The following is a 21,294-nucleotide window of genomic DNA, read 5'->3' as shown; positions in this document are numbered from 1 at the left end:
CCAGCCCATGCAGATGGATCAAAGGTCGTGGTGCAAGTACTTCGCCTGTTTCGGCAAGCGCAGGCTGAACAAGAACGCCACCGCCATCATCACCGTCACGTACCAGTAGAAGGAGTTTTCCATGCCCACGGCTTTAAGGCTCAGGGCGACGTATTCCGCCGAGCCGCCGAAGATCGCGTTGGCCACCGCATAGGCCAGGCCGACACCCAGTGCGCGCACTTCCGGCGGGAACATTTCGGCTTTGACCAGGCCACTGATGGATGTGTAGAAACTGACGATCGCCAGCGCCACGGTAATCAGCACAAAGGCCAGAAACGGACTGCTGACACTTTTCAGGCTCAGCAGGATCGGCACGGTGCACAGCGTCCCCAATGCACCGAACCAGAGCATCGAGTTACGTCGGCCTATCTTGTCCGCGAGCATGCCGAACAGCGGCTGCATGCACATATAAAGGAACAGCGCGCCGGTCATGATGTAACTGGCGGTCTTGGCGTGCATGCCAGCGGTGTTTACCAGGTACTTCTGCATGTACGTGGTGAAAGTGTAGAAAATCAGCGAGCCACCGGCGGTGTAACCGAGCACAGTGATGAATGCTGCTTTGTGGTCGCGAAACAACGCGCGGATGCTCCCGGCGTCCTTGTTCTCGCGCATTTCCTTGCTGGTGGTTTCTTTCAGAGAACGACGCAGAAACAGCGAAATCAATGCCGCCACCGCACCGACCACAAACGGGATCCGCCAGCCGTAGGCACGCAGGTCATCTTCGGTGAGGAACTGTTGCAGGACCACCACCAGCGACACCGCCAGCAACTGCCCGCCAATCAGCGTAACGTACTGGAACGAGGCGAAGAAACCGCGCTGGCCCTTGAGGGCGACTTCGCTCATGTAGGTCGCGGTGGTGCCGTACTCCCCGCCCACCGACAGGCCCTGGAGCAAGCGGGCGAACAGCAGCATGATCGGCGCCCAGACGCCGATGTCCTTATAGGTCGGCAGGCACGCGATGAGCAACGAACCGAAGCACATCATCAGAATCGAGATCAACATCGAATTCTTGCGCCCATGCTTGTCCGCGACACGGCCAAAAATCCAGCCGCCAATCGGTCGCATCAGGAACCCGGCCGCGAACACGCCAGCGGTATTGACCAGCTGCACGGTGGGGTTGTCGGACGGGAAAAAGGCTGGCGCGAAATAGATCGCGCAAAAGGCGTAGACGTAGAAGTCGAACCATTCGACGAGGTTGCCGGACGAAGCGCCAACAATTGCGAAGATCCGCTTACTGCGCTCTTCGCCCGTGTAGTGCGCTGGAATAGCGGTGGGGGTTGTCATTGTTTTTCACTCAATGGGGACGGTGAGAGTCTAGACACACTTTGCAACAGTCCCGTTCCGCAGGAACATTCTGTGGCGCACTTTAGGACGCCTTCGCGGGCAAGCCTCGCTCCTACGGGTTTTGCGTTGACCATCCATTTTGTGACCGGCTCAAAACCCGTAGGAGCGAGGCTTGCCCGCGAAGGTCACAAGCCAACTCAGTAATCGAAGAACACCGTCTCGGCATCGGTGCCCTGAAGGATGACATTCCACTGATAAACACCGGACGCATCCTTCTTCGCCAGCAAGGTACTGCGGCGCTCAGCCGGCACGCATTCCAGCAGCGGGTCGTCGACGTTGGCCGGTTCGCCCTCAAAGTAAATCCGTGTCAGCAAGTGCTTCACCAACCCGCGAGCAAACACCAGCACCACCAGGTGCGGCGCCTGGGTCGAGCCCTTCAGGCCTTCCACCGTTCCAGGCTTGATGGTCGTGAACCGGAAACGCCCTTCGGCATCCACCGGCACCCGGCCAAAGCCTTCGAAGTTCGGGTCCAGGGGTTTGGCCTGATCGTCTTCGGGGTGGTCGTATTTGCCGGCGGCGTTGGCCTGCCAGACTTCCAGCATCGCGTCGTTGACGAAATCGCCGTTGCCGTCAACGACTTGCCCGGTGATCGCCACGCGCTCACCGAGGGTTTGTTCAACGGTCAGGTCTTCACGGTTCAGCCAGGTCAGGCCGATGTGGTAATACGGTCCGACGGTGTGGGACGTGGTCGCGTTCAGCGTCATCTTATTTCTCCATCGGCGTGGCTTCGCGACCACGCAAGACGATGTCCCAGCGATAACCGAGGGCATAGGAAGGGATGGTTTTTTCCAGATCGAACGTGGCGATCAAACGCTCTTTGGCACTGGTATCGGGGACGCAGTTGTAGATCGGGTCATAAGCCAGCAACGGGTCGCCGGGGAAATACATCTGCGTGACCAGCCGCGTCAGAATGCTCGGCCCGAACAGCGAGAAATGGATATGCGCCGGGCGCCAGGCATTGTGATGGTTGCCCCACGGGTAAGCGCCGGGCTTGATGGTCTGGAACTGGTACCCGCCATCGGCATCGGTCACGGTGCGGCCGGTGCCGGTGAAGTTCGGGTCCAGCGGCGCGTCGTGCAGGTCGCGGGCATGGTTGTAGCGACCGGCGGCATTGGCCTGCCAGATCTCCACCAGAATCCCCGGCACCGGCAAACCGTCTTCATCCAGCACGCGGCCGTGGATGATGATGCGCTCACCCAACGGTTCGCCCGCGTGTTGCACCGTCAGGTCGTTGTCCTTCTCGTTAATACGCTCGGCGCCGATGGTCGGGCCGGTGATTTCCGACAACGAATGAGGCAAAAACACCAACGGCTTGGACGGCGCACGACGGTTGGTGGATTGATAAGTCGGGTGCAGGTAGTCCGGCTGGGTGCCTTCCTGCGGGCGACGGTAACCAGGCTTGTCAGTCATTTCGCTTTCCTCTGTTCTTATTGTCACGGCTGCGCGTCAGACGCGTTCGATGGCCAGGGCCAGACCCTGGCCGACGCCGACGCACATGGTCGCCAGACCTTTTTTGCCACCGGTCTTTTCCAATTGATGCAACGCGGTCAGCACCAGACGCGCACCGCTCATGCCCAACGGATGGCCCAGGGCAATGGCGCCACCGTTCGGATTGACCTGGGCCGCGTCGTCCGCAATACCCAGTTCGCGTAACACCGCCAGACCCTGGCTGGCGAAGGCTTCATTGAGCTCGATCACGTCGAAATCGCTGACGGCCAGACCCAGGCGTTCAGTCAGTTTGCGCACCGCCGGGACCGGGCCGATGCCCATGACACGCGGTGCGACACCGGCGCTCGCCATGCCCAGCACTTTGGCGCGAGCGGTCAGGCCGTTTTTCTTCACCGCCTCGGCGGAGGCCAGAATCAACGCTGCCGCACCGTCGTTCACTCCCGAAGCATTGCCGGCGGTGACGGTTTTCTCAGGGCCATTGACCGGTTTCAGTTTGGCCAGGGTTTCCAGCGTGGTGTCGGCACGTGGATGCTCATCCTGGCTGACGACGGTTTCACCCTTCTTGTGGGCAATGCGCACTTCAACAATTTCTTCAGCGAAAAATCCTGCAGCCTGCGCGGCGGCTGTGCGCTGCTGGCTGCGCAGGGCGAAAGCGTCCTGATCCTCGCGGGAGACTTCGTAATCGTCGGCCACGTTGTCGGCGGTATGCGGCATTGCATCGACGCCGTATTGGGCTTTCATCAACGGGTTGATGAAGCGCCAACCGATGGTGGTGTCTTCCAGCTTCATATTTCGCGAGAACGCCGCATCGGCCTTGCCCATCACGAACGGCGCGCGGGACATCGACTCGACGCCGCCGGCAATCGCCAGCTCCATTTCACCGCTGGCGATGGCGCGGAAGGCGGTGCCGATGGCGTCCATGCCCGAAGCGCACAGGCGATTGAGCGTGACGCCGGGAATGCTTTCCGGCAGCCCGGCCAGCAGCAGCGCCATGCGTGCGACGTTACGGTTGTCTTCGCCGGCCTGGTTGGCACAGCCGAGGAACACCTCGTCCACTGCCGTCCAGTCCACCGACGGGTTGCGCTCCATCAAGGCCTTGATCGGCACGGCGGCGAGGTCGTCAGCACGAACCGCCGACAAGCCACCACCGAAACGGCCGATGGGGGTGCGAATCGCATCGCAGATATAAACGTCGCGCATCACGCTTCTCCGGGTGCTTGGCCGTGGGCGGCGGCGGTGCGGGCTTCCAGATCCCTGAGCGCCTTCAATTCAACGTCGGTGGGCTCGGCGGTGTGTTCAACCGTGTCTGCGAAACGAATCGCCCAACCAGTGGCGGCAATCACTTGTTCGCGGGGCACGCCCGGATGCAGCGCGGTGACCACGAATTCATGGGTATCCGCTTCCGGTTCCATGATGCACAGGTCGGTGATGATGCCGACCGGACCTGCGCCCGGCAGACCGAGACGCTTGCGTGAATCGCCGCCCTCGCCGTGGCCGACCGAGGTGATGAAGTCGAGCTTGTCGACGAAGGAACGCGCCGATTGCTTGAGGATAATCAGAACGCTTTTCGCCGAACCGGCAATCTCCGGCGCACCGCCGGCACCCGGCAGGCGGACTTTCGGCTGGTGGTAGTCACCGACCACCGTGGTGTTGATGTTGCCGAAACGGTCGACCTGCGCGGCGCCGAGAAAACCGACGTCGATGCGCCCGCCCTGCAGCCAATAGCGAAAAATCTCACCGGTCGGAACGACGGTGTCGGCGGTTTCCGCCAGTTCGCCGTCACCAATCGACAGCGGCAGCACGCTCGGCTTGGCACCGATCGGACCCGATTCGTAGATCAGGACCACATCGGGCGAAGACGTCAGTCGCGCCAAATTGGCGGCTTTCGACGGCAGGCCGATGCCGACAAAGCACACCGAACCGTTCTTCAAGCGGCGGGCGGCGGCGACGGTCATCATTTCATTGGTGGTGTAAGTCATTACTTGGCCTCCGAAGCAGCGACCAGCTTGGCCTGGAACTCGCTGAAGTCAGCGCAGCCGTGGATGTATTCGTTGATCCACGCGGTGAAGGTTTCACGGTCGCGGGCAATCGGGTCCCAGGCCTGGTAGAAACGGTTGTCACGCTCGTTGTAACCGTGGGCGTAGGACGGATGCGCGCCGCCGGGGACGTGGCAGACCGCGCTCAGTGCCCAGGTCGGCAGCACACAGGAGTTCATCGGTGCGTTGAGGTCGTCGACGATTTCTTCGACGGTGACGATGCAGCGTTTGGCGGCGAGCGCGGCTTCTTTCTGCACGCCGAGAATGCCCCACAGCAGCACGTTGCCTTTGCGGTCAGCCTTCTGCGCGTGAATCACGGTGATGTCCGGACGCACAGACGGCACGGCTGCCAATACTTCGCCGGTGAACGGGCAGGTGACGGTTTTGATCAGCGGGTTGACCTTCGGCAAGTCGGAACCGGCGTAGGCACGCAGTACCGCGAACGGTAGGCCGGAAGCACCAGCGACGTAGGCATTGGCCAGGTCGGCGTGGCTGTGTTCTTCGATTTCCAGCGCGTGGGGCCACTGCTTCTCGACGGCGTCACGCAGACGGTGCAGCGAACCGACACCCGGGTTGCCACCCCAAGAGAAGATCAACTTGCGAGCACAACCGGCGCCGATCAACTGGTCGTAGATCAGGTCAGGCGTCATCCGCACCAGCGTCAGATCTTTCTTGCCCTGGCGAATGATTTCGTGACCCGCCGCCGTAGGGATCAGGTGAGTGAAGCCTTCGAGCGCGACGGTATCGCCGTCGTTGACGAATTGCTTCACCGCGTCGTGCAGCGAAAGGATTTCAGCCATGGGGCAGGCTCCCGTTTTGTTATGAACCGACAGTGGTAGAAAAAGGCGCGAGGTTCAGCGCCGGAATGCCTGAAGGTTAAGCCTGTGCAAAACGTCAAACAATCCGATAATCGACTGAGTGTTCGTTTATCGAACAGATTGTTGTCTCGCTACCGATCCAAAAAGCTTCGCGGGCAAGCCTCGCTCCTACAGGGTTTGCGTTGGTCATCCATTTTGTGCCCGGCACAAACCCTGTAGGAGCGAGGCTTGCCCGCGAAGAGGCCATCAAATTCACTGAAGATTCTGAACCCTACCCTCAGGTCGCATCCGCATGACTGACCATGCCCTTGATCACCACCGCCGTGGTCGCCAACGCCGCCGGAATCACCAGCGCCGTCAGCACTTGCTCAAAGTTCCAGCCCAACCCCAGCAGCGTTGCCCCCATCCACGCCCCGAGAATCGCGCCGAACCGGCCAATCCCCAGCATCCACGACACCCCGGTGGCGCGCCCTTGGGTCGGATAAAACCGCGCCGCCAGCGAAGGCATCGCCGATTGCGCACCGTTGACGCACATCCCCGCCACCAGCACCAACGTCGCCAACAGCGTGATGTTGCCCAGGCTCTGCCCCACCGCGTAGGCAAACACCCCGGCCATCAAGTAGAAAATGCCGATGACCTTGTGCGGATTGAACCGGTCCATCGCCCAGCCCACGCCCACTGCGCTCAACACCCCGCCAAACTGGAACAGCGCGCCAATGAACGCCGCTTGCTCCATGCTCGCGCCGCTGTCACGCATCAGCGTCGGCAGCCAACTGGTCAGCAGATAAACGATCACCAGACCCATGAAGTAGGTCAGCCACAACAACAAAGTGCCGGTGCTGTAGGTGCCAGAGAAGATCACCGCGAACACATTGCGCGCCTTCACGGTTTTCTGTTCCGGCACGCTGAAGCTCGACGCCTGAGCGACGACGACCGGATCGATCGGCGCGAGGGTCTTGCGCACTTTGTCGGTGCCACGGTTGCGCACGACCAGATAGCGCGCCGATTCCGGCAGCCAGAACAGCAATACGACGGCGAGGATCAACGGCAGAATCCCGCCGATCAGCAGCAGACTGTGCCAGCCGAAGGCAGGAATCAGCTTGGCCGAAATAAACCCGCCACCGGCCATGCCGAGGTTGAAGCCGCAGAACATGCTGGTCACCAGCAGGGATTTTTTGCGCTCCGGGGTGTATTCCGACAACAGCGTGGTGGCGTTCGGCATCCCGGCGCCAAGGCCCAGGCCGGTGAGGAAGCGCAGCACCAGCAATTGATCGACGTTGGTGCTGTACGCCGATGCCAGGCTGAAAGCGCCGAACAACAGCACCGCGCCGACCAGTACGACTTTTCGCCCAAAGCGGTCAGCCAATGGGCCGGAGCCCAGTGCGCCGAAGACCATGCCGATCAGCGCCGCACTCATCACCGGGCCGAGACTGGCGCGGTCGATACCCCAATCCTGCGACAAGGCAGGCGCGATGAAGCCCATGGCCGCGGTGTCGAGGCCATCGAGGAAGACAATCAGGAAACACAGGATCACCACTCGCCACTGATAGCGCGAGATGGGTTGAGCATTGATGAAGGACTGCACGTCGAGGCAGTTTCCTACAGCAGACTGAGGCTGGTTCATTATTTTTATTCCACGCAAGAACGCAGTCGGACAGGTGCCAGCCTTGGGCTGGCGCTGCCGCGACAGTAATGAACCTGGGGAAACAGCGTCAATTCGATAAACGCGACTCTGTGCGTTTATCGAACAGCTTAGGCGAACAGCTGGGCGCTGAGGTCGCGACTGGCACTCAGCAAGCCCGGCAAGAAACGTTGCTCCAGCTCGTTGCGGCTGACCCGTCCGGCGTGGGTACTGACGTTAAGCGCCGCCACCACTTGGCCGGAAGCGTCGTACACCGGCACGGCAATCGAGCGCAGGCCTTGCTCCAGTTCCTGATCGACGATGCACCAGCCTTGTTGCCGCACTTCCTGTAAACATTCGAGCAACGCCTCGGGGGTGTGCAAGGTTCGGCTGGTCTTGGCCTGGAACTCCGCATGGTCGAGGTATTCGCGCAGCGAAGTGTCGTCCAGTGCCGCGAGAAGAATCCTGCCCATGGACGTGCAATACGCCGGCAACCGCCCGCCCACCGACAGGTCGACGGAAATCAGGCGCTGGGTGGTCGCCGAGCGAGCGATGTACAAAATGTCGTCGCCCTCCAGCGTGGCCATGTTGCAGGCCTCGTGAAGCTGCTCGCTCATGCGGTCCAGATACGGCTGGGCGGACACCGCCAAAGGCGTCGAAGACAGGTACGCATGGCCGAGCGTCAGCACTTTGGGCAGCAGCGAATAGGTGCGACCGTCCGTGGTGGCGTAGCCGAGTTTGATCAGGGTGTGCAGGCAACGTCGCACGGCGGCGCGGGGAATTTCGGTGCGGTGACTGATCTGGGCAATGGTCAGGTGTCGCTTGCGCTCCTGGAACGCTTGAACCACCGCCAGGCCACGGGCCAGGGACGTCATGAAATCCGGGTCACCGGTCAGGGCCTGGATTCGCTTGGCGGGCGAGGCCACGATCGGCGGCGCCACTGAAGCGAAGGAATTGCGCATTTGATCGTTCATATCAGGTCCTTTTCCTACACGGATCAGCGGCTATTACAAGCGGCATCGGGTCCCGCGCACAAGCCATAGGCCGCAAGATTGGGCGATTATCGAACCATCGACCGATAATCGCAATCGGCACCACGGGCAATGCCAACCTGCCCGTGCTGATTTTCACAGTGCCCGCTACATGCTTTTATTCTTGTTGGGTCGCTGGCTTAAAGGAACGATGTAAGGGGGTAAACTTGTTCGACTTTATGGCGTCAGAAACACATCGTTGCAATGTGACATCATCGCAGCCCTAGTTACCGATGAAAGTTACGAGTAACAAAACAATCACACAGGTAGAACTACTTTTAACTCTCAAGAGATAGTGTTCTTCGGATCGACCGCTATAATGCACCTCAGTGGCGAAGCGGTTTTTACGTGCCGATTCCACTATTCGGCAGCCCGGTATTCTATCGTCGCTGTCTGCAGCAAGCGCTTGACGCTCATTTCATATGCTCCGCCAGCGCGCTCGCTGAAACAGGTAACTGATGCTACGTCAGCTGTTTTTCTCTGGTGCCGTGGCCGCCTGCAACATGGAAGTATTGTTCGCACGCCGTAAAAAACGATGCCTTTGTCGGGCATTGTCCTTTCGACGAGTGTGGTCAATGGATCCATGCAGCGCGTTTCACCAGAATTTATCTCAACTCATACAGGTAGCACTGTGACGAAAGACGAACTGCGCGCGGAACTTGAGCGCCAGGAACAACGTTACAAGGAAGTTTACGGCGGGGAAGTCACCACCTACGCCGCTCAGCCCGAACCCGAACGCAAGCCTTGGCGTAAACGCGCCACCGTTCAGGATCAGGCATTCACCCAGGAATTGCAGAAGATGGAAAAGGAACTCAAAGCCGAAGAGCCATGATCACCCCGGCCTGAATCCTTTCAAGGGTCTGCATCGGCACCTGCTAAAAGCGGGGTGTTCTGATGATGCCTTTCGCGCCCGCTACAAGCGGGCAGCGGCCACCTAACCCTATGGATGAGGCTAATGGCACATGCCTGACCCTCTTCTCAGATATTTCACACAAGCGTTAAAGCCTCTCGACCTCACGAGAGAAACCCTTGTGGCTGCGGCCTTTTCATCTGAATTCAATGACTTGCGAAACCCGGTGAAAAGCTGGGGGATAGGCTATCGTCACAAACTAATTCGTTGAAGAATGTTACCGATGAGCACCTAGTGCATCGATTAGCAGTCTTTTCTGGCATAATCGCGCCCCCTTACGACCGGGTCAGAAAACCTTCATGATCGATTTATTCAGCGGACTGGATGCTTGGGTGCTTGTGAGCCTCTTGCTCGCCCTGGCCTTTGTCCTCGCCTTCGAGTTCATCAACGGCTTTCATGACACCGCTAACGCGGTGGCCACCGTTATCTACACCAAAGCCATGCCGCCTCATCTGGCGGTGTTCTTTTCCGGTGTGTTCAACTTCCTCGGCGTGCTGCTGGGCGGTGTCGGCGTGGCGTATGCCATCGTTCACCTGCTGCCGGTAGAGCTGCTGATCAATGTGAACACCGGTCACGGACTGGCCATGGTGTTCTCGCTGCTCGCCGCCGCCATCACCTGGAACCTGGGCACCTGGTACTTCGGTATCCCGGCTTCCAGCTCCCATACGCTGATCGGTTCGATCCTCGGTGTTGGCTTGGCCAACGCGTTGATCAACGAAATTCCGTTGGCCGATGGTGTGAACTGGCAGAAAGCGATCGATATCGGAGCCTCCCTGGTGTTCTCGCCGATGGCGGGTTTCCTGGTCGCAGCCCTGATATTGATCGGCCTTAAATGGTGGCGTCCGCTGTCGAAGATGCACAAGACGCCGGAACAGCGCCGCAAGATCGATGACAAGAAACACCCGCCGTTCTGGAACCGCTTGGTGCTGGTGATTTCGGCGATGGCCGTGAGCTTTGTGCACGGCTCCAACGATGGCCAGAAAGGTATCGGCCTGATCATGCTGGTGCTGATCGGTATCGTGCCGGCGCAGTTCGTGCTCGACCTGGGCAGCACGACTTACCAGATCGAACGGACTCGCGATGCGACCTTGCACCTGAGCCAGTTCTACAAGCGCAATGCCGACACCCTGGGCGAATACCTGGCCCTGGGCAAAAGCGTGGAAGGCGATCTGCCGGAGAAATTCCGTTGCAACCCGCAACAGACCGAACCGACTATCACCGCCCTCCTCGGCACCCTTAAAGGTGTTGCGGATTACCACTCGCTGACGCCGGATAGCCGCATCGAAGTACGTCGCTACCTGCTCTGCCTGGACGACACGGCGAAGAAAGTCGGTAAGCTGCCTGGCCTCGCTGCCCGTGAAAAGGCTGACCTGAACAAGCTGCGCAAAGACCTGACCACCACCACCGAATACGCCCCGTTCTGGGTGATCCTGGCGGTCGCCCTGGCCCTCGGCCTGGGCACCATGGTCGGCTGGAAACGCGTGGTACTGACCATCGGCGAGAAAATCGGCAAGCAGGGCATGACTTACTCCCAAGGCATGTCGGCACAGATCACTACGGCGAGCCTGATCGGCCTGGCCAACATCTTCAGCCTCCCGGTTTCCACCACCCACGTCCTGTCCTCAGGCGTGGCCGGCACCATGGTCGCCAACAAAAGCGGCCTGCAAGGCGGCACCGTCAGAACCATCCTGTTGGCCTGGGTCCTGACCCTGCCAGCGACTGTGACCCTGTCGGCCGGCCTGTTCTGGCTGGCGTCGAAGGCACTGGGTAGCTGATACATCGCTGCGATAAAAAGGCGCGCTCCGTGAGGTTCGCGCCTTTTTTATGGCCGGCATTTCGGCACTCCCGGTCTAATGAAAGAGATGGGTTGGCCATGTGGACGCTATCGCGAGCAGGCTCGCTCCCACAGTGGAATGAGGTTTACCCGCAAGAGACTGGTCGGCTGGCAGGCCGCCATCGCAGGCAAGCCAGCTCCCACAATGAATGATGTGTGCCTGCAAGAGACTGGTCGGCTGTCAGGCCGCCATCGCGAGCAAGCTCGCTCCCACAGTGGATCGGTGTACACCGTTCGCTTCTCACCACTCAATAGGCCGAGCGTTAGCTCGCCTGCAGCTCTTGATCTGGCTTTTGATTTTGATCTGCCCGCCCCGTCGGGAGGCTGAGTGGAGGCGTTCATCTGGGGGGTGGGCGCGTAGCGCCGTGCGGCGAAGCCGCACACATCGAGAGGAGGTCGAAGCGAAGCCGACCGGAGGCGATGCCCCCAGATGAATGCCGGAGCGAAGGAACGCCGAGCCTAGGCGAGGGGCCGGACGCTGGGGCGAAGACTTTTGGTTACTTTTTGTCGTTTGAAAAAGTGACTCGCTGTAAGAGCGAAACCATAAGCAGCCGTTACCGCAGGAATGGATATGTAAACCTGAAAGAACATGGTCGGCTACCAGGCCGCCATCGCGAGCAGGCTCACTCCTACAGTTCGACGGTGTACATCAGTAAAAAGCGCAGGCAAAAAAAAGGGCAACCGAAGTTGCCCAAAATGCCTTGCGTGCTCATTACATCCAGAAAGAACTACGGTTTACGCTTATGCGAATCCTTCCAGATAAAAAATCCGAACCCTGCGAAAAACAGAACCATGAGGCCGACTGTCAGCACTCCGGCGATCACCACGTTATCGAAAAACATGACGGCTCTCCTGCACTTGCCCTGTTGCGATAGGACTAAGTTAACCAATCAGGCAGAAGAGAAAATTGACCGGGATCAATGTCGCCCGAGACAGGGCGTAAAGGAGGGGGAATAACTGACCTGCATCAAAGGATGCAGGGTGTTTCAGCGCTTTTTCGGCTTGTTCTTCGGCTTCTTCTTGGCTTTACCCAGCGGCATCGCCTGCTCAAACGCCTGACGCACTTCATTCAGACGCTTTTCATTAAGGTCATGAACCCGTTTGGCGCGTTCAGAGTTAAGGTCAATCAGCTTGTCATCTTGGCTCATGGTGCTCAGTACATCGTATGGCAGGGTTTTAGCAATAATGCGGTCTCGCAGCAGCGCTGACCAGCCACAACCTCAAATCTGGATATCGACCCACAGCCCCTGGCGCGGCTGATCTTCCATCAACGGTGCCACCGGCACGGTATTGTCGGCATTGAGCTCGACGCCCGGAACCGCCAGATGCTCCTCCGGATCTTCATCGGCTTCACGGCGACGCCGTTCCCGCTCCTGCTTGCGACGCTGTTCCTCGCGCAGCTGAAAAGCGGCTTCCTCGGGATCACGCTGTTGCAGGTCGATGGTGCTTTCGTTGGAGCTTTCCTGCACCGGCACCACAGGCGGAATGTCCGGGCGCTGGCGGATCGGGTCCTGCTGTGAAGTGATCGGCACGGCACTCAAGGGGAGCATCGGTGGCAGCATAATTATCAGTCTCCTGTCAGCAGGCTGTCGGCTGCGGGGATGGCGACTTGAGCCATCGGTCGCAAACTGTGACCGGTTTGGCACCGATTGGTGCCCCAGCCGGCAAGCATCGCATCGCTGGGCTAACGTAAGACTGCGAGTTTTTATGAGAGTCCTTTGGCCCTGAAGCCCTCATTCCGTTAAGATAGCCCGCTTTTTCAAGGTGGGAGTCAGGCAGCATGGCGCAGCAGTATCAACCGGGGCAACGCTGGATCAGTGACAGCGAAGCCGAGCTGGGTTTAGGCACCGTTCTGGCACAGGACGGCCGCTTGTTGACCGTGCTCTATCCGGCCACTGGCGAGACTCGCCAGTACGCGCTACGGAATGCGCCCCTCACCCGCGTGCGATTTTCGCCGGGTGACTCGATCACTCACTTCGAAGGCTGGAAACTGACCGTCCAGGAAGTCGATGACGTCGACGGCCTGCTGGTCTACCACGGCCTCAACGCGCAGAACGAAGTGGTCACCCTGCCGGAAACCCAGCTGTCGAACTTCATTCAGTTCCGACTGGCCAGCGACCGTTTGTTCGCCGGGCAGATCGACCCACTGGCCTGGTTCTCCCTGCGCTACAACACCCTGGAACACACCAGCCGCCAGTTGCAATCCTCGCTCTGGGGCCTGGGCGGCGTGCGTGCGCAGCCGATTGCGCACCAGCTGCACATCGCCCGTGAAGTCGCCGACCGCATTGCGCCGCGGGTTCTGCTGGCGGACGAAGTGGGCCTGGGTAAAACCATCGAAGCCGGCCTGGTGATCCACCGCCAACTGCTGTCGGGCCGCGCCAACCGCGTGCTGATCCTGGTGCCGGAGAACCTGCAGCACCAGTGGCTGGTCGAGATGCGCCGCCGCTTCAACCTGCAAGTCGCGCTGTTCGACGAAGAACGCTTCATCGAAAGCGATGCCGCCAACCCGTTCGAAGACACCCAGCTTGCGCTGGTTGCACTTGAGTGGCTGGTGGGCGACGAGAAAGCCCAGGACGCGCTGTTCGCTGCCGGCTGGGACCTGCTGGTCGTCGACGAAGCGCATCACCTGGTGTGGCACGAAGAAAAGGCCAGCCCCGAATACTCGCTCGTCGAGCAACTTGCCGAAGTCATTCCCGGCGTGTTGCTGCTGACCGCCACCCCGGAACAACTGGGCCAGGACAGCCACTTCGCGCGTCTGCGCCTGCTTGACCCGAACCGTTTCCATGACCTGCACGCCTTCCGTGCCGAGAGCGAAAACTATCGCCCGGTAGCTGAAGCCGTTCAGGAGCTGCTGGACAAGGGGCGCCTGTCGCCCGAAGCGCACAAGACCATTCACGGTTTCCTCGGCAACGAAGGCGAAGCCTTGCTGGCGGCAGTTAACGATGGCGATATCGAAGCCAGCGCCCGCCTGGTCCGCGAACTGCTGGACCGCCACGGCACCGGCCGCGTGCTGTTTCGAAACACCCGCGCCGCCGTGCAGGGTTTCCCGGAGCGCAAACTGCATCCGTATCCGTTGCCGTGCCCGGACGAATACCTTGAACTGCCGCTGGGCGATCATGCCGAGCTGTACCCGGAAGTCAGCTTCCAGGCCCAGCCGGACGCCAACGAAGAAGAACGCTGGTGGAAATTCGACCCGCGCGTCGAATGGCTGATCGATCAACTGAAGATGCTCAAGCGCACCAAAGTGCTGGTGATCTGCGCCCACGCCGAAACTGCCATGGACCTGGAAGACGCCCTGCGCGTGCGTTCCGGGATTCCGGCCACGGTGTTCCACGAAGGCATGAACATCCTTGAGCGTGACCGCGCTGCCGCTTATTTCGCCGACGAAGAGTTCGGTGCGCAGGTTCTGATCTGCTCGGAAATCGGCAGTGAAGGTCGCAACTTCCAGTTCTCGCACCACCTGGTGCTGTTCGATCTGCCATCGCACCCGGACCTGCTGGAGCAGCGTATCGGTCGTCTGGACCGGATCGGCCAGAAGCACATCATCGAACTGCACGTGCCGTACCTGGAAACCAGCCCGCAAGAGCGCCTGTTCCAGTGGTACCACGAAGCGCTGAACGCGTTCCTCAACACCTGCCCGACCGGCAACGCCTTGCAGCATCAGTTCGGCCCGCGCCTGCTGCCGCTGCTGGAAAATGCCGACGATGGCGAGTGGCAAGCGCTGATCGACGAGGCCCGCGCCGAGCGTGAGCGTCTGGAAGCCGAGTTGCACACCGGCCGTGACCGTTTGCTGGAGCTCAACTCCGGCGGCGCTGGCGAAGGTGATGCGCTGGTCGAGGACATCTTTGAGCAAGACGATCAGTTTGCCCTGCCGATCTACATGGAAACCCTGTTCGACGCCTTCGGTATCGACAGCGAAGACCATTCGGAAAACGCCCTGATCCTCAAGCCGAGCGAAAAAATGCTCGACGCCAGCTTCCCGCTGGGCGACGACGAAGGCGTGACCATCACTTACGACCGTAACCAGGCGCTGTCTCGCGAAGACATGCAGTTCATCACCTGGGAGCACCCGATGGTGCAGGGCGGCATGGACCTGGTGCTGTCCGGTTCCATGGGCAACACCGCCGTAGCGCTGATCAAGAACAAGGCGCTGAAACCTGGCACCGTGTTGCTGGAACTGCTCTACGTCAGCGAAGTGGTTGCGCCGCGCTCACTGCAATTGGGCCGTTACCTGCCGCCGGCCGCCCTGCGCTGCCTGCTCGACACCAATGGCAATGACTTGTCGGCCCGGGTGTCGTTCGAGACCTTGAACGACCAACTGGAAAGCGTGCCCCGTGCCAGCGCCAACAAGTTCATCCAGGCCCAGCGCGATCAGCTGACGCCACGGATCAACGCGGGCGAAGAAAAAATCTTCCCGCGCCACGCCGAGCGGGTTGCCGAAGCGCAACGTCGTCTGGCGGCCGATACCGACGAAGAACTGGCGCGCCTGACCGCGTTGCAAGCGGTCAATCCGACCGTGCGTGACAGTGAGCTGGTCGCACTGCGCAAGCAACGCGAACAAGGCCTGGCCATGCTCGACAAGGCTGCGCTGCGACTGGAAGCGATTCGGGTGTTGGTGGCGGGTTAAACCGCCCTGCTCCACCGCTGAAAACAAGAAGGCCCGCAGTGACGCGGGCCTTTTTTATTGCCTGAAATTTGATGCAGTGATGCTGATGGCCGCATCGCTAGCAGGCTAGCTCCCACAGGGGATTTGTTAACGCTGTAGATCCAATGTGGGAGCCAGCCTGCTGGCGATAGCGATTATGCAGTCGCCACTGCAACATCAGGTTCACCCACAGCGACCAACCCGTCCTTCATCCGCTTGGCATCCCGAACAAAACACCGCGAAGCCAAAAACAGAAATACCATGGTGAAAAACAGCGCCACCGGGATCAGATACATCGCGTCATGCAACCCGACCGCCTTAAACGCCTCGGTCATCTGCTCGACGCCCGCGGCGGCCATGGCCGTATGCGCAAAGTGGTCGGACAAACCGCCCACCACCACCGGCCCCAACCCGCCGCCCAGCAAGTACAACCCGGCAAAGAACAGCGCCATCGCCGTGGCGCGCAAGCGCGGTTCAACCACGTCCTGAATCGCCGTGTAAACGCAGGTATAGAAGTTGTAAGCGAACAGCCATCCCACACTGAATATCGCGACGAATACCCCTATCTCGATCCGCCCGGCATGCAGCGCCCACGCGGTGCACACGGTCGAGATGATCAGGCTGAACGCGGCAAACAGCAGTCGCCCATTGGCCACCCGCTGGTGAATCTTGTCGGCGACCCAGCCACCGAGCGTCAACCCGAACAACCCGGTCACGCCGACGATTACCCCGGTCGCCACCGCGGCTTCCTGCAACGGCATCAGGAAGTAGCGCTGCAGCATCGGCACCAGAAACGAGTTGCAGGCATAGGTGGCAAAGTTGAAGCACAGCCCCGCCATCACCAGCCACAGGAAGGTCGGCACCGCCAACACGCGACGGATCGGCCGGTCGACGCGTTCCTGGGAGACTTGCACGCTCTCCGCGGCGCCGCGCTTCGGCTCCTTGATGTAGAACATGAAAATCGCCAGGATCAGCCCCGGCACCGCCGCAATGAAGAACGGCGCACGCCAGCTGTCGAAAGCCTTGACCATGGCGCCAATGGTGAAGAACGCCAGCAGCAGCCCCAGCGGCAGGCCGAGCATGAAAATGCCCATTGCCCGCGCGCGACGGTGAGCCGGAAACAGATCGCCGATCAGCGAGTTGGCCGCCGGTGCGTAACTGGCTTCGCCAATGCCGACGCCCATGCGCACGATCAGGAACGCCCAGAAATTGCCCACCAGCCCGTTGACCGCCGTCAGGCCGCTCCACGCTGCCAGGCCCCAGCCCATCAGTTTGCTGCGCGAACCGGTATCGGCCATTCGCCCCAGCGGCAGGCCGGCAATCGCATAAACGATGGTGAATGCAGTACCGATGATGCCCAGCTGAAAGTCGCTGAGGTGCCATTCCATGCGGATCGGTTCGATGATGATGGCCGGGATGGTGCGATCGAAGAAGTTGAACAGGTTGGCCAGGAACAGCAGGAACAGAATGCGCCAGGCATTCGCCGCTTGGGTCGAGTTCTGCATGGGGTCCGTCTCTTTTATTGTTATTGGGGCCTCGCTGTCCCCGGAACTTTCAATCTAGTCAGGTCCGTCGGAGCTGTCTGTAATTATTCGTAATGCTGATACCAACCCATGGCGCAACGCCCCACCTGTGGGAGCTAGCCTGCTAGCGATGACGGAGTGTCAGTCGACATCATCGGTGCATGACACACTGCAATCGCTAGCAGGCTAGCTCCCACAAGGGATTTTGCAAGGCTGGTATTTCTTGCCATTGGTCGCATAAAAAATACTTTTGCGCCCCCTTCCCAAGTCCAGCGCGAAGCCTAGAATAGCGGCCTTGTCTGCCCCACCGTGTCCCCCATCCCTCCTTTGATTATCGCCCATGTCCGAAGCCAGTCCGTGTCTGAATTGCGGTGCCTGCTGTTCTCATTTTCGCGTGTCTTTTTTCTGGGGTGAATGCACCTCGGCCGGGGGAACGGTGCCTGACGACCTTGTCGCGCCCATCAGCCCCAGCCGGGTGGCCATGCTGGGCACCGACTGCAAACCCACTCGCTGTGTCGGGCTGGTCGGCGAAGTCGGCAGCACGGTTCAGTGCTCGATTTACGACAAGCGCTCCAGCACCTGCCGTGAGTTCGACGCCTCCTGGGCCAATGGCGAGGCTAACGTGGATTGCGATGCGGCACGGGCAGCGTTCGGGCTGCCGGCCCTGCAACCGGAATTCGAGTTCCCTTATGAGCAGATCGCCTAAGGCTCTGCACACGTAATTGCAAAATTATAAGCAGCAATGTGCCACTACCGTTTGCACTCTTTGTATGACCTCTATACTCCAACACATTCGCCAGGGTTCATGGTGTCGGCTGGATAGATACGGGGCGTCCGATGGAGTGGCCTGCTTTATATTTCACGACCCAACTGCCAGAGACCGGCCAGGTCATACTCAATTGCGCCCATAACCCCTTTCTGGTGTTGCTGGCTTATGTGGTCGCCTGTGCGACCGGCTTCGCCACACTGGACATCACCGAACGGGTCGGCCATGCCGAAAAACCCGCGTCTCAACGTCTCTGGCGCTGGGTCGGGGCCGGGTGTCTGGCGGGCGGTATCTGGGCCATGCACTTCATCAGCATGCTGGCGTTCCAGGCGCCGGTCGAAATTCACTACCAGATGCCCATCACCCTGATCTCGCTGTTATTCGCGTTGACCGCCTCGTGGCTGGCGATGCACACCCTCAGCCATCCTCATGTGAATTTCTGGCAAACCCTGCGGGCCGCGGTGTGGATCGGCCTGGGTATTGCGACCATGCACTACGTAGGGATGGCCGCCATGCAATCGAATGCGACGGCTTATTACGACCCCGGCCTGTTCGCCCTCTCCATCGTGATCGCGATTGGCGCCAGCCTGGCCGCCCTGCTGATTTCCCGTCACCTGCGCGAAGGCAGCGGCGTGGCTCATCAACTGCTCAAGTACACCGCCAGCCTGGTGCTCGGGGCCGGCATCGTCAGCATGCATTTCACCGGCATGGCAGCGCTCAACCTGGTGCTTCCCATCGATAGCCTCCAGCCGCTGCCTGGCGACAACAACCACCTGCAACTGGGATTGACGGTGGCGATGATGACGTTGCTGATCATCGGCAGCAGCATCAGCGCGGCACTGGCCGACAAGAAGCTACAACACAAGGATTGCGACCTGCAGCGGGTCAACACCCTGCTCGGCCAACTGGATCAGGCACGCCTGTCGCTGCAACAGGTGGCGCACTACGACGCGCTGACCAACCTGATCAACCGCCGTGGCTTCAACCAGATTTTCTCCGAAAAACTGCTCGAGAAGACTAACGAAGGCGGCATGCTGGCGGTGATATTCCTCGATATCGACCACTTCAAGCGGATCAACGACAGCCTTGGCCATGACGCTGGCGACGAATTGCTCAAAGTTCTGGCCAGCCATATCAAAAGCTCGGTACGCAGCCACGACGAGGTGGTTTCGCGCTTCGGCGGGGACGAGTTCTGCATCCTCATCGGCCTGAATGACCGTGAAGAAGCGCGGCACCTGGCCCAGCGCATCATGCTGAAAATGAAAGAGCCCATCGAGCTGGCGGGCCGCAGTATGGTCATGACCACCAGCATCGGCATCAGCGTTTTTCCGCAGGATGGTACGACCTGCGAGGAGCTGCTGAAAAACGCCGACCTGGCGCTGTACCAGTCCAAGGGCAGCGGGCGCAACGGGCTGCAATTTTTCAGTCCGCACATGAAAACCCGTGCCACGCTGGAGCTGCAACTCGAAGAAGAACTGCGGCACGCCTTGCGCAATGACGACGGATTGATCCTCTATTACCAACCGATCTATGAGCTGAAAACCGGGCAAGTCACCAAACTCGAAGCGCTGATTCGCTGGCAACACCCGGTTCACGGATTGCTGGCACCGGATCGATTCATTGCCATTGCCGAGGCCAACGGCCTGATTGCCGAACTGGACAACTGGGTGTTGCGCAAGGCCTGCGAGGATCTTGGCGAGCTGTCTCGTCAGGGCCGTGAAGATCTCAAGATCGCCGTGAATTGCTCGCCGCTGAACCTCGCCCGCGAGGATCTGGCCGATGAAATCGAAAACGCCCTGCGCATCGCCGGGGTGGCGCCGCACCGGCTGGAGCTGGAGGTGACTGAAAACGCGCTGATGGGCAACCTCGCCAACACCCTGGTGCTGCTCAAGCAAATCCGCTCCCTCGGTGTGTCGCTGTCGATCGACGACTTCGGCACGGGTTATTCATCCCTGGCCTACCTCAAGCGCTTGCCGCTGAACACACTGAAAATCGACCGCTCGTTCATCCAGGACGTCCCCAAGGCCACCCAAGACATGGAGATCGTCCACGCCATTATCATCATGGCCCACACCCTGCATTTACAGGTCATCAGCGAGGGCGTCGAAACGTCCGAGCAATATGACTTTCTCGAACGCCAGGGCTGCGATTTCGTTCAGGGCCATCTGCTCAGCCGTCCGGTGCCTATGGCCGAGTTGCATGCGGTACTGGAGGACATCAATCAGCGCAAACACGCACGCAGTGTCAGTCCTCTGAGCCTGGCGTGCGGTACAACTGCACTAACGTCGACGGATCCTTTTCCAAAAAGCCCTGGCCCCCATGCAGGCGCATCAGTTGTGCGGCCAATCCGCTGATCGGCGTGGCCGAACCCTGTTCGCGGGAGAATTTCACCGCGGTGTCGAGGTCCTTGAGCAGCGTGCGCACGTGCCACTTCACCGGTTCGAAACGACTCTCGGCCATTTGCGGAGCGAGGATCTGCAACGGTCTTGAATCGGCGAACCCTCCCGCCAGCGCGTCGGCGATCAGGCTGGCATCAACCCCGGAGCGCTCGGCCAGCGCCACCACTTCAGCAATCACCAGCGCATTGCAGGCCACGATCATCTGATTGCAGGCCTTGGTCACCTGCCCGGCACCGACTCCGCCCATGTGAGTCACCCGTTGACCGAGGTTCAGCAGCACCGGCCGGACTCGCTCAAGGTCTGCCGCTTCGCCGCCAACCATGATCGCCAGGCTGCCGGCCTCGGCGCCGACGACCCCGCCGGACACCGGAGCGTCGAGCCAGCGCATGCCGCATTGGCTGACAAGCGCCGACGCCATGTCCCGCGTCGCGGTAGGTTCCAGACTGGAAAAATCCACCAGCAACTGGCCACTTTTCGCCCCCTCGGCAATGCCGGCCGGGCCGAAAACCACCTCGCGCACCACCGCCGTGTCCGCCAGGCACACCATTACCACTTCGGCGTGCTGACCCAGTTCGGCCGCTGTCGCCACTTGCCGTGCGCCGGCCTCGACCAACGCTGCGCACTTGGCCGGATTGCGATTCCATACCGTCAGCGGATACCCCGCCGCCAACAGGCGGCGGCACATGGGCAAGCCCATCAGGCCGATTCCGGCAAAACTCAACGAAGGTAGGGTTGACATCATTTAGCCTTCTTTTGATTAAAGATCGCCGAATATTGGCCGATTCATCATGACTAAGGAAAGGATTCCCCCGAGCGATGCTCAGGCTTTGACCCTGACGCTTGGGCAAAATACGCGCTAAAAAAGTCGCGAGATCCTAT

The 21,294-nt window shown here is 60.2% G+C and carries 18 protein-coding genes; 5 read left to right on the top strand and 13 right to left on the bottom strand.

Going from position 1 to position 21,294, the window contains the following annotated elements; translation table 11 throughout:
* Window positions 1-18 precede the first annotated feature (18 nt).
* From ACYZT6_RS04715 to pcaR, 8 genes are all read right to left on the bottom strand, one after another.
* A complete protein-coding gene (locus ACYZT6_RS04715; RefSeq protein ID WP_462025926.1) occupies window positions 19-1,323 on the bottom strand; it encodes an MFS family transporter in 1,305 nt (434 codons plus the stop codon).
* Between the two features lie 197 nt (window positions 1,324-1,520).
* Window positions 1,521-2,087: a protocatechuate 3,4-dioxygenase subunit alpha gene (gene pcaG / locus ACYZT6_RS04710; protein ID WP_462025925.1), complete on the bottom strand. Its 567-nt coding sequence runs from the start codon at window positions 2,085-2,087 to the stop codon at window positions 1,521-1,523.
* Between the two features lies 1 nt (window position 2,088).
* Window positions 2,089-2,793, bottom strand: a complete 705-nt coding sequence (pcaH, locus tag ACYZT6_RS04705) for a protocatechuate 3,4-dioxygenase subunit beta (protein WP_462025924.1) — start codon at window positions 2,791-2,793, stop codon at window positions 2,089-2,091.
* A gap of 36 nt (window positions 2,794-2,829) precedes the next feature.
* On the bottom strand, window positions 2,830-4,035 hold the full coding sequence (gene pcaF, locus ACYZT6_RS04700) for a 3-oxoadipyl-CoA thiolase (RefSeq protein WP_462025923.1): 1,206 nt from the start codon (window positions 4,033-4,035) through the stop codon (window positions 2,830-2,832).
* A complete protein-coding gene (locus ACYZT6_RS04695; RefSeq protein WP_462025922.1) occupies window positions 4,032-4,811 on the bottom strand; it encodes a CoA-transferase subunit beta in 780 nt (259 codons plus the stop codon). The genes pcaF and ACYZT6_RS04695 overlap by 4 nt, the downstream gene beginning before the upstream one ends.
* Window positions 4,811-5,668: a CoA transferase subunit A gene (locus tag ACYZT6_RS04690; RefSeq protein WP_462025921.1), complete on the bottom strand. Its 858-nt coding sequence runs from the start codon at window positions 5,666-5,668 to the stop codon at window positions 4,811-4,813. Before ACYZT6_RS04690 ends, ACYZT6_RS04695 begins: the two co-directional genes overlap by 1 nt.
* A gap of 295 nt (window positions 5,669-5,963) precedes the next feature.
* Window positions 5,964-7,310, bottom strand: a complete 1,347-nt coding sequence (locus ACYZT6_RS04685) for an aromatic acid/H+ symport family MFS transporter (protein WP_462025920.1) — start codon at window positions 7,308-7,310, stop codon at window positions 5,964-5,966.
* 128 nt (window positions 7,311-7,438) lie between these two features.
* Entirely contained in the window at window positions 7,439-8,281 is an 843-nt protein-coding gene (gene pcaR / locus ACYZT6_RS04680) for a pca regulon transcriptional regulator PcaR (RefSeq protein WP_010462552.1), read from the bottom strand.
* A 688-nt stretch (window positions 8,282-8,969) separates the two neighbouring features.
* On the opposite strand from pcaR, the gene ACYZT6_RS04675 reads away from it, so the two are divergent.
* Window positions 8,970-9,170 (top strand): hypothetical protein, encoded by a 201-nt coding sequence (locus ACYZT6_RS04675; protein ID WP_007935837.1) that lies wholly within the window; start codon window positions 8,970-8,972, stop codon window positions 9,168-9,170.
* Between the two features lie 377 nt (window positions 9,171-9,547).
* Window positions 9,548-11,023 (top strand): inorganic phosphate transporter, encoded by a 1,476-nt coding sequence (locus ACYZT6_RS04670; protein ID WP_462025919.1) that lies wholly within the window; start codon window positions 9,548-9,550, stop codon window positions 11,021-11,023.
* Window positions 11,024-11,810: 787 nt separating this feature from the next.
* Here the strand turns inward: ACYZT6_RS04670 and ccoM are convergent.
* The 3 genes from ccoM to ACYZT6_RS04655 form a co-directional block, all read right to left on the bottom strand.
* On the bottom strand, window positions 11,811-11,924 hold the full coding sequence (gene ccoM / locus ACYZT6_RS04665; protein WP_010462558.1) for a cytochrome c oxidase subunit CcoM: 114 nt from the start codon (window positions 11,922-11,924) through the stop codon (window positions 11,811-11,813).
* A 144-nt stretch (window positions 11,925-12,068) separates the two neighbouring features.
* Window positions 12,069-12,230, bottom strand: coding sequence for a hypothetical protein (locus tag ACYZT6_RS04660; protein WP_007935839.1), 162 nt, complete (start codon window positions 12,228-12,230; stop codon window positions 12,069-12,071).
* A gap of 72 nt (window positions 12,231-12,302) precedes the next feature.
* Window positions 12,303-12,644, bottom strand: a complete 342-nt coding sequence (locus ACYZT6_RS04655; protein WP_403098763.1) for an aspartate-semialdehyde dehydrogenase — start codon at window positions 12,642-12,644, stop codon at window positions 12,303-12,305.
* A gap of 218 nt (window positions 12,645-12,862) precedes the next feature.
* Between ACYZT6_RS04655 and rapA the strand changes: the two genes are divergently transcribed.
* Window positions 12,863-15,709: an RNA polymerase-associated protein RapA gene (gene rapA / locus ACYZT6_RS04650; protein ID WP_462025918.1), complete on the top strand. Its 2,847-nt coding sequence runs from the start codon at window positions 12,863-12,865 to the stop codon at window positions 15,707-15,709.
* Window positions 15,710-15,882: 173 nt separating this feature from the next.
* Here the strand turns inward: rapA and ACYZT6_RS04645 are convergent, their stop codons facing one another.
* On the bottom strand, window positions 15,883-17,232 hold the full coding sequence (locus ACYZT6_RS04645) for a spinster family MFS transporter (protein ID WP_462025917.1): 1,350 nt from the start codon (window positions 17,230-17,232) through the stop codon (window positions 15,883-15,885).
* A gap of 358 nt (window positions 17,233-17,590) precedes the next feature.
* Between ACYZT6_RS04645 and ACYZT6_RS04640 the strand changes: the two genes are divergently transcribed.
* The gene (locus tag ACYZT6_RS04640) at window positions 17,591-17,956 is read left to right on the top strand and encodes a YkgJ family cysteine cluster protein (RefSeq protein WP_462025916.1); all 366 of its coding nucleotides are present in this window, start codon (window positions 17,591-17,593) and stop codon (window positions 17,954-17,956) included.
* 131 nt (window positions 17,957-18,087) lie between these two features.
* Entirely contained in the window at window positions 18,088-20,370 is a 2,283-nt protein-coding gene (locus ACYZT6_RS04635; protein WP_462025915.1) for a putative bifunctional diguanylate cyclase/phosphodiesterase, read from the top strand.
* Here the strand turns inward: ACYZT6_RS04635 and ACYZT6_RS04630 are convergent.
* A complete protein-coding gene (locus ACYZT6_RS04630) occupies window positions 20,261-21,157 on the bottom strand; it encodes an NAD(P)-dependent oxidoreductase (protein WP_462025914.1) in 897 nt (298 codons plus the stop codon). The two genes, ACYZT6_RS04635 and ACYZT6_RS04630, sit on opposite strands and share 110 nt — an antisense overlap.
* Window positions 21,158-21,294: the final 137 nt, after the last annotated feature.

Source organism: Pseudomonas sp. RT6P73 (assembly GCF_054897715.1).
Note: the sequence above shows the minus strand (reverse complement) of the source record. Positions and strands in the feature narration are given on the sequence as shown.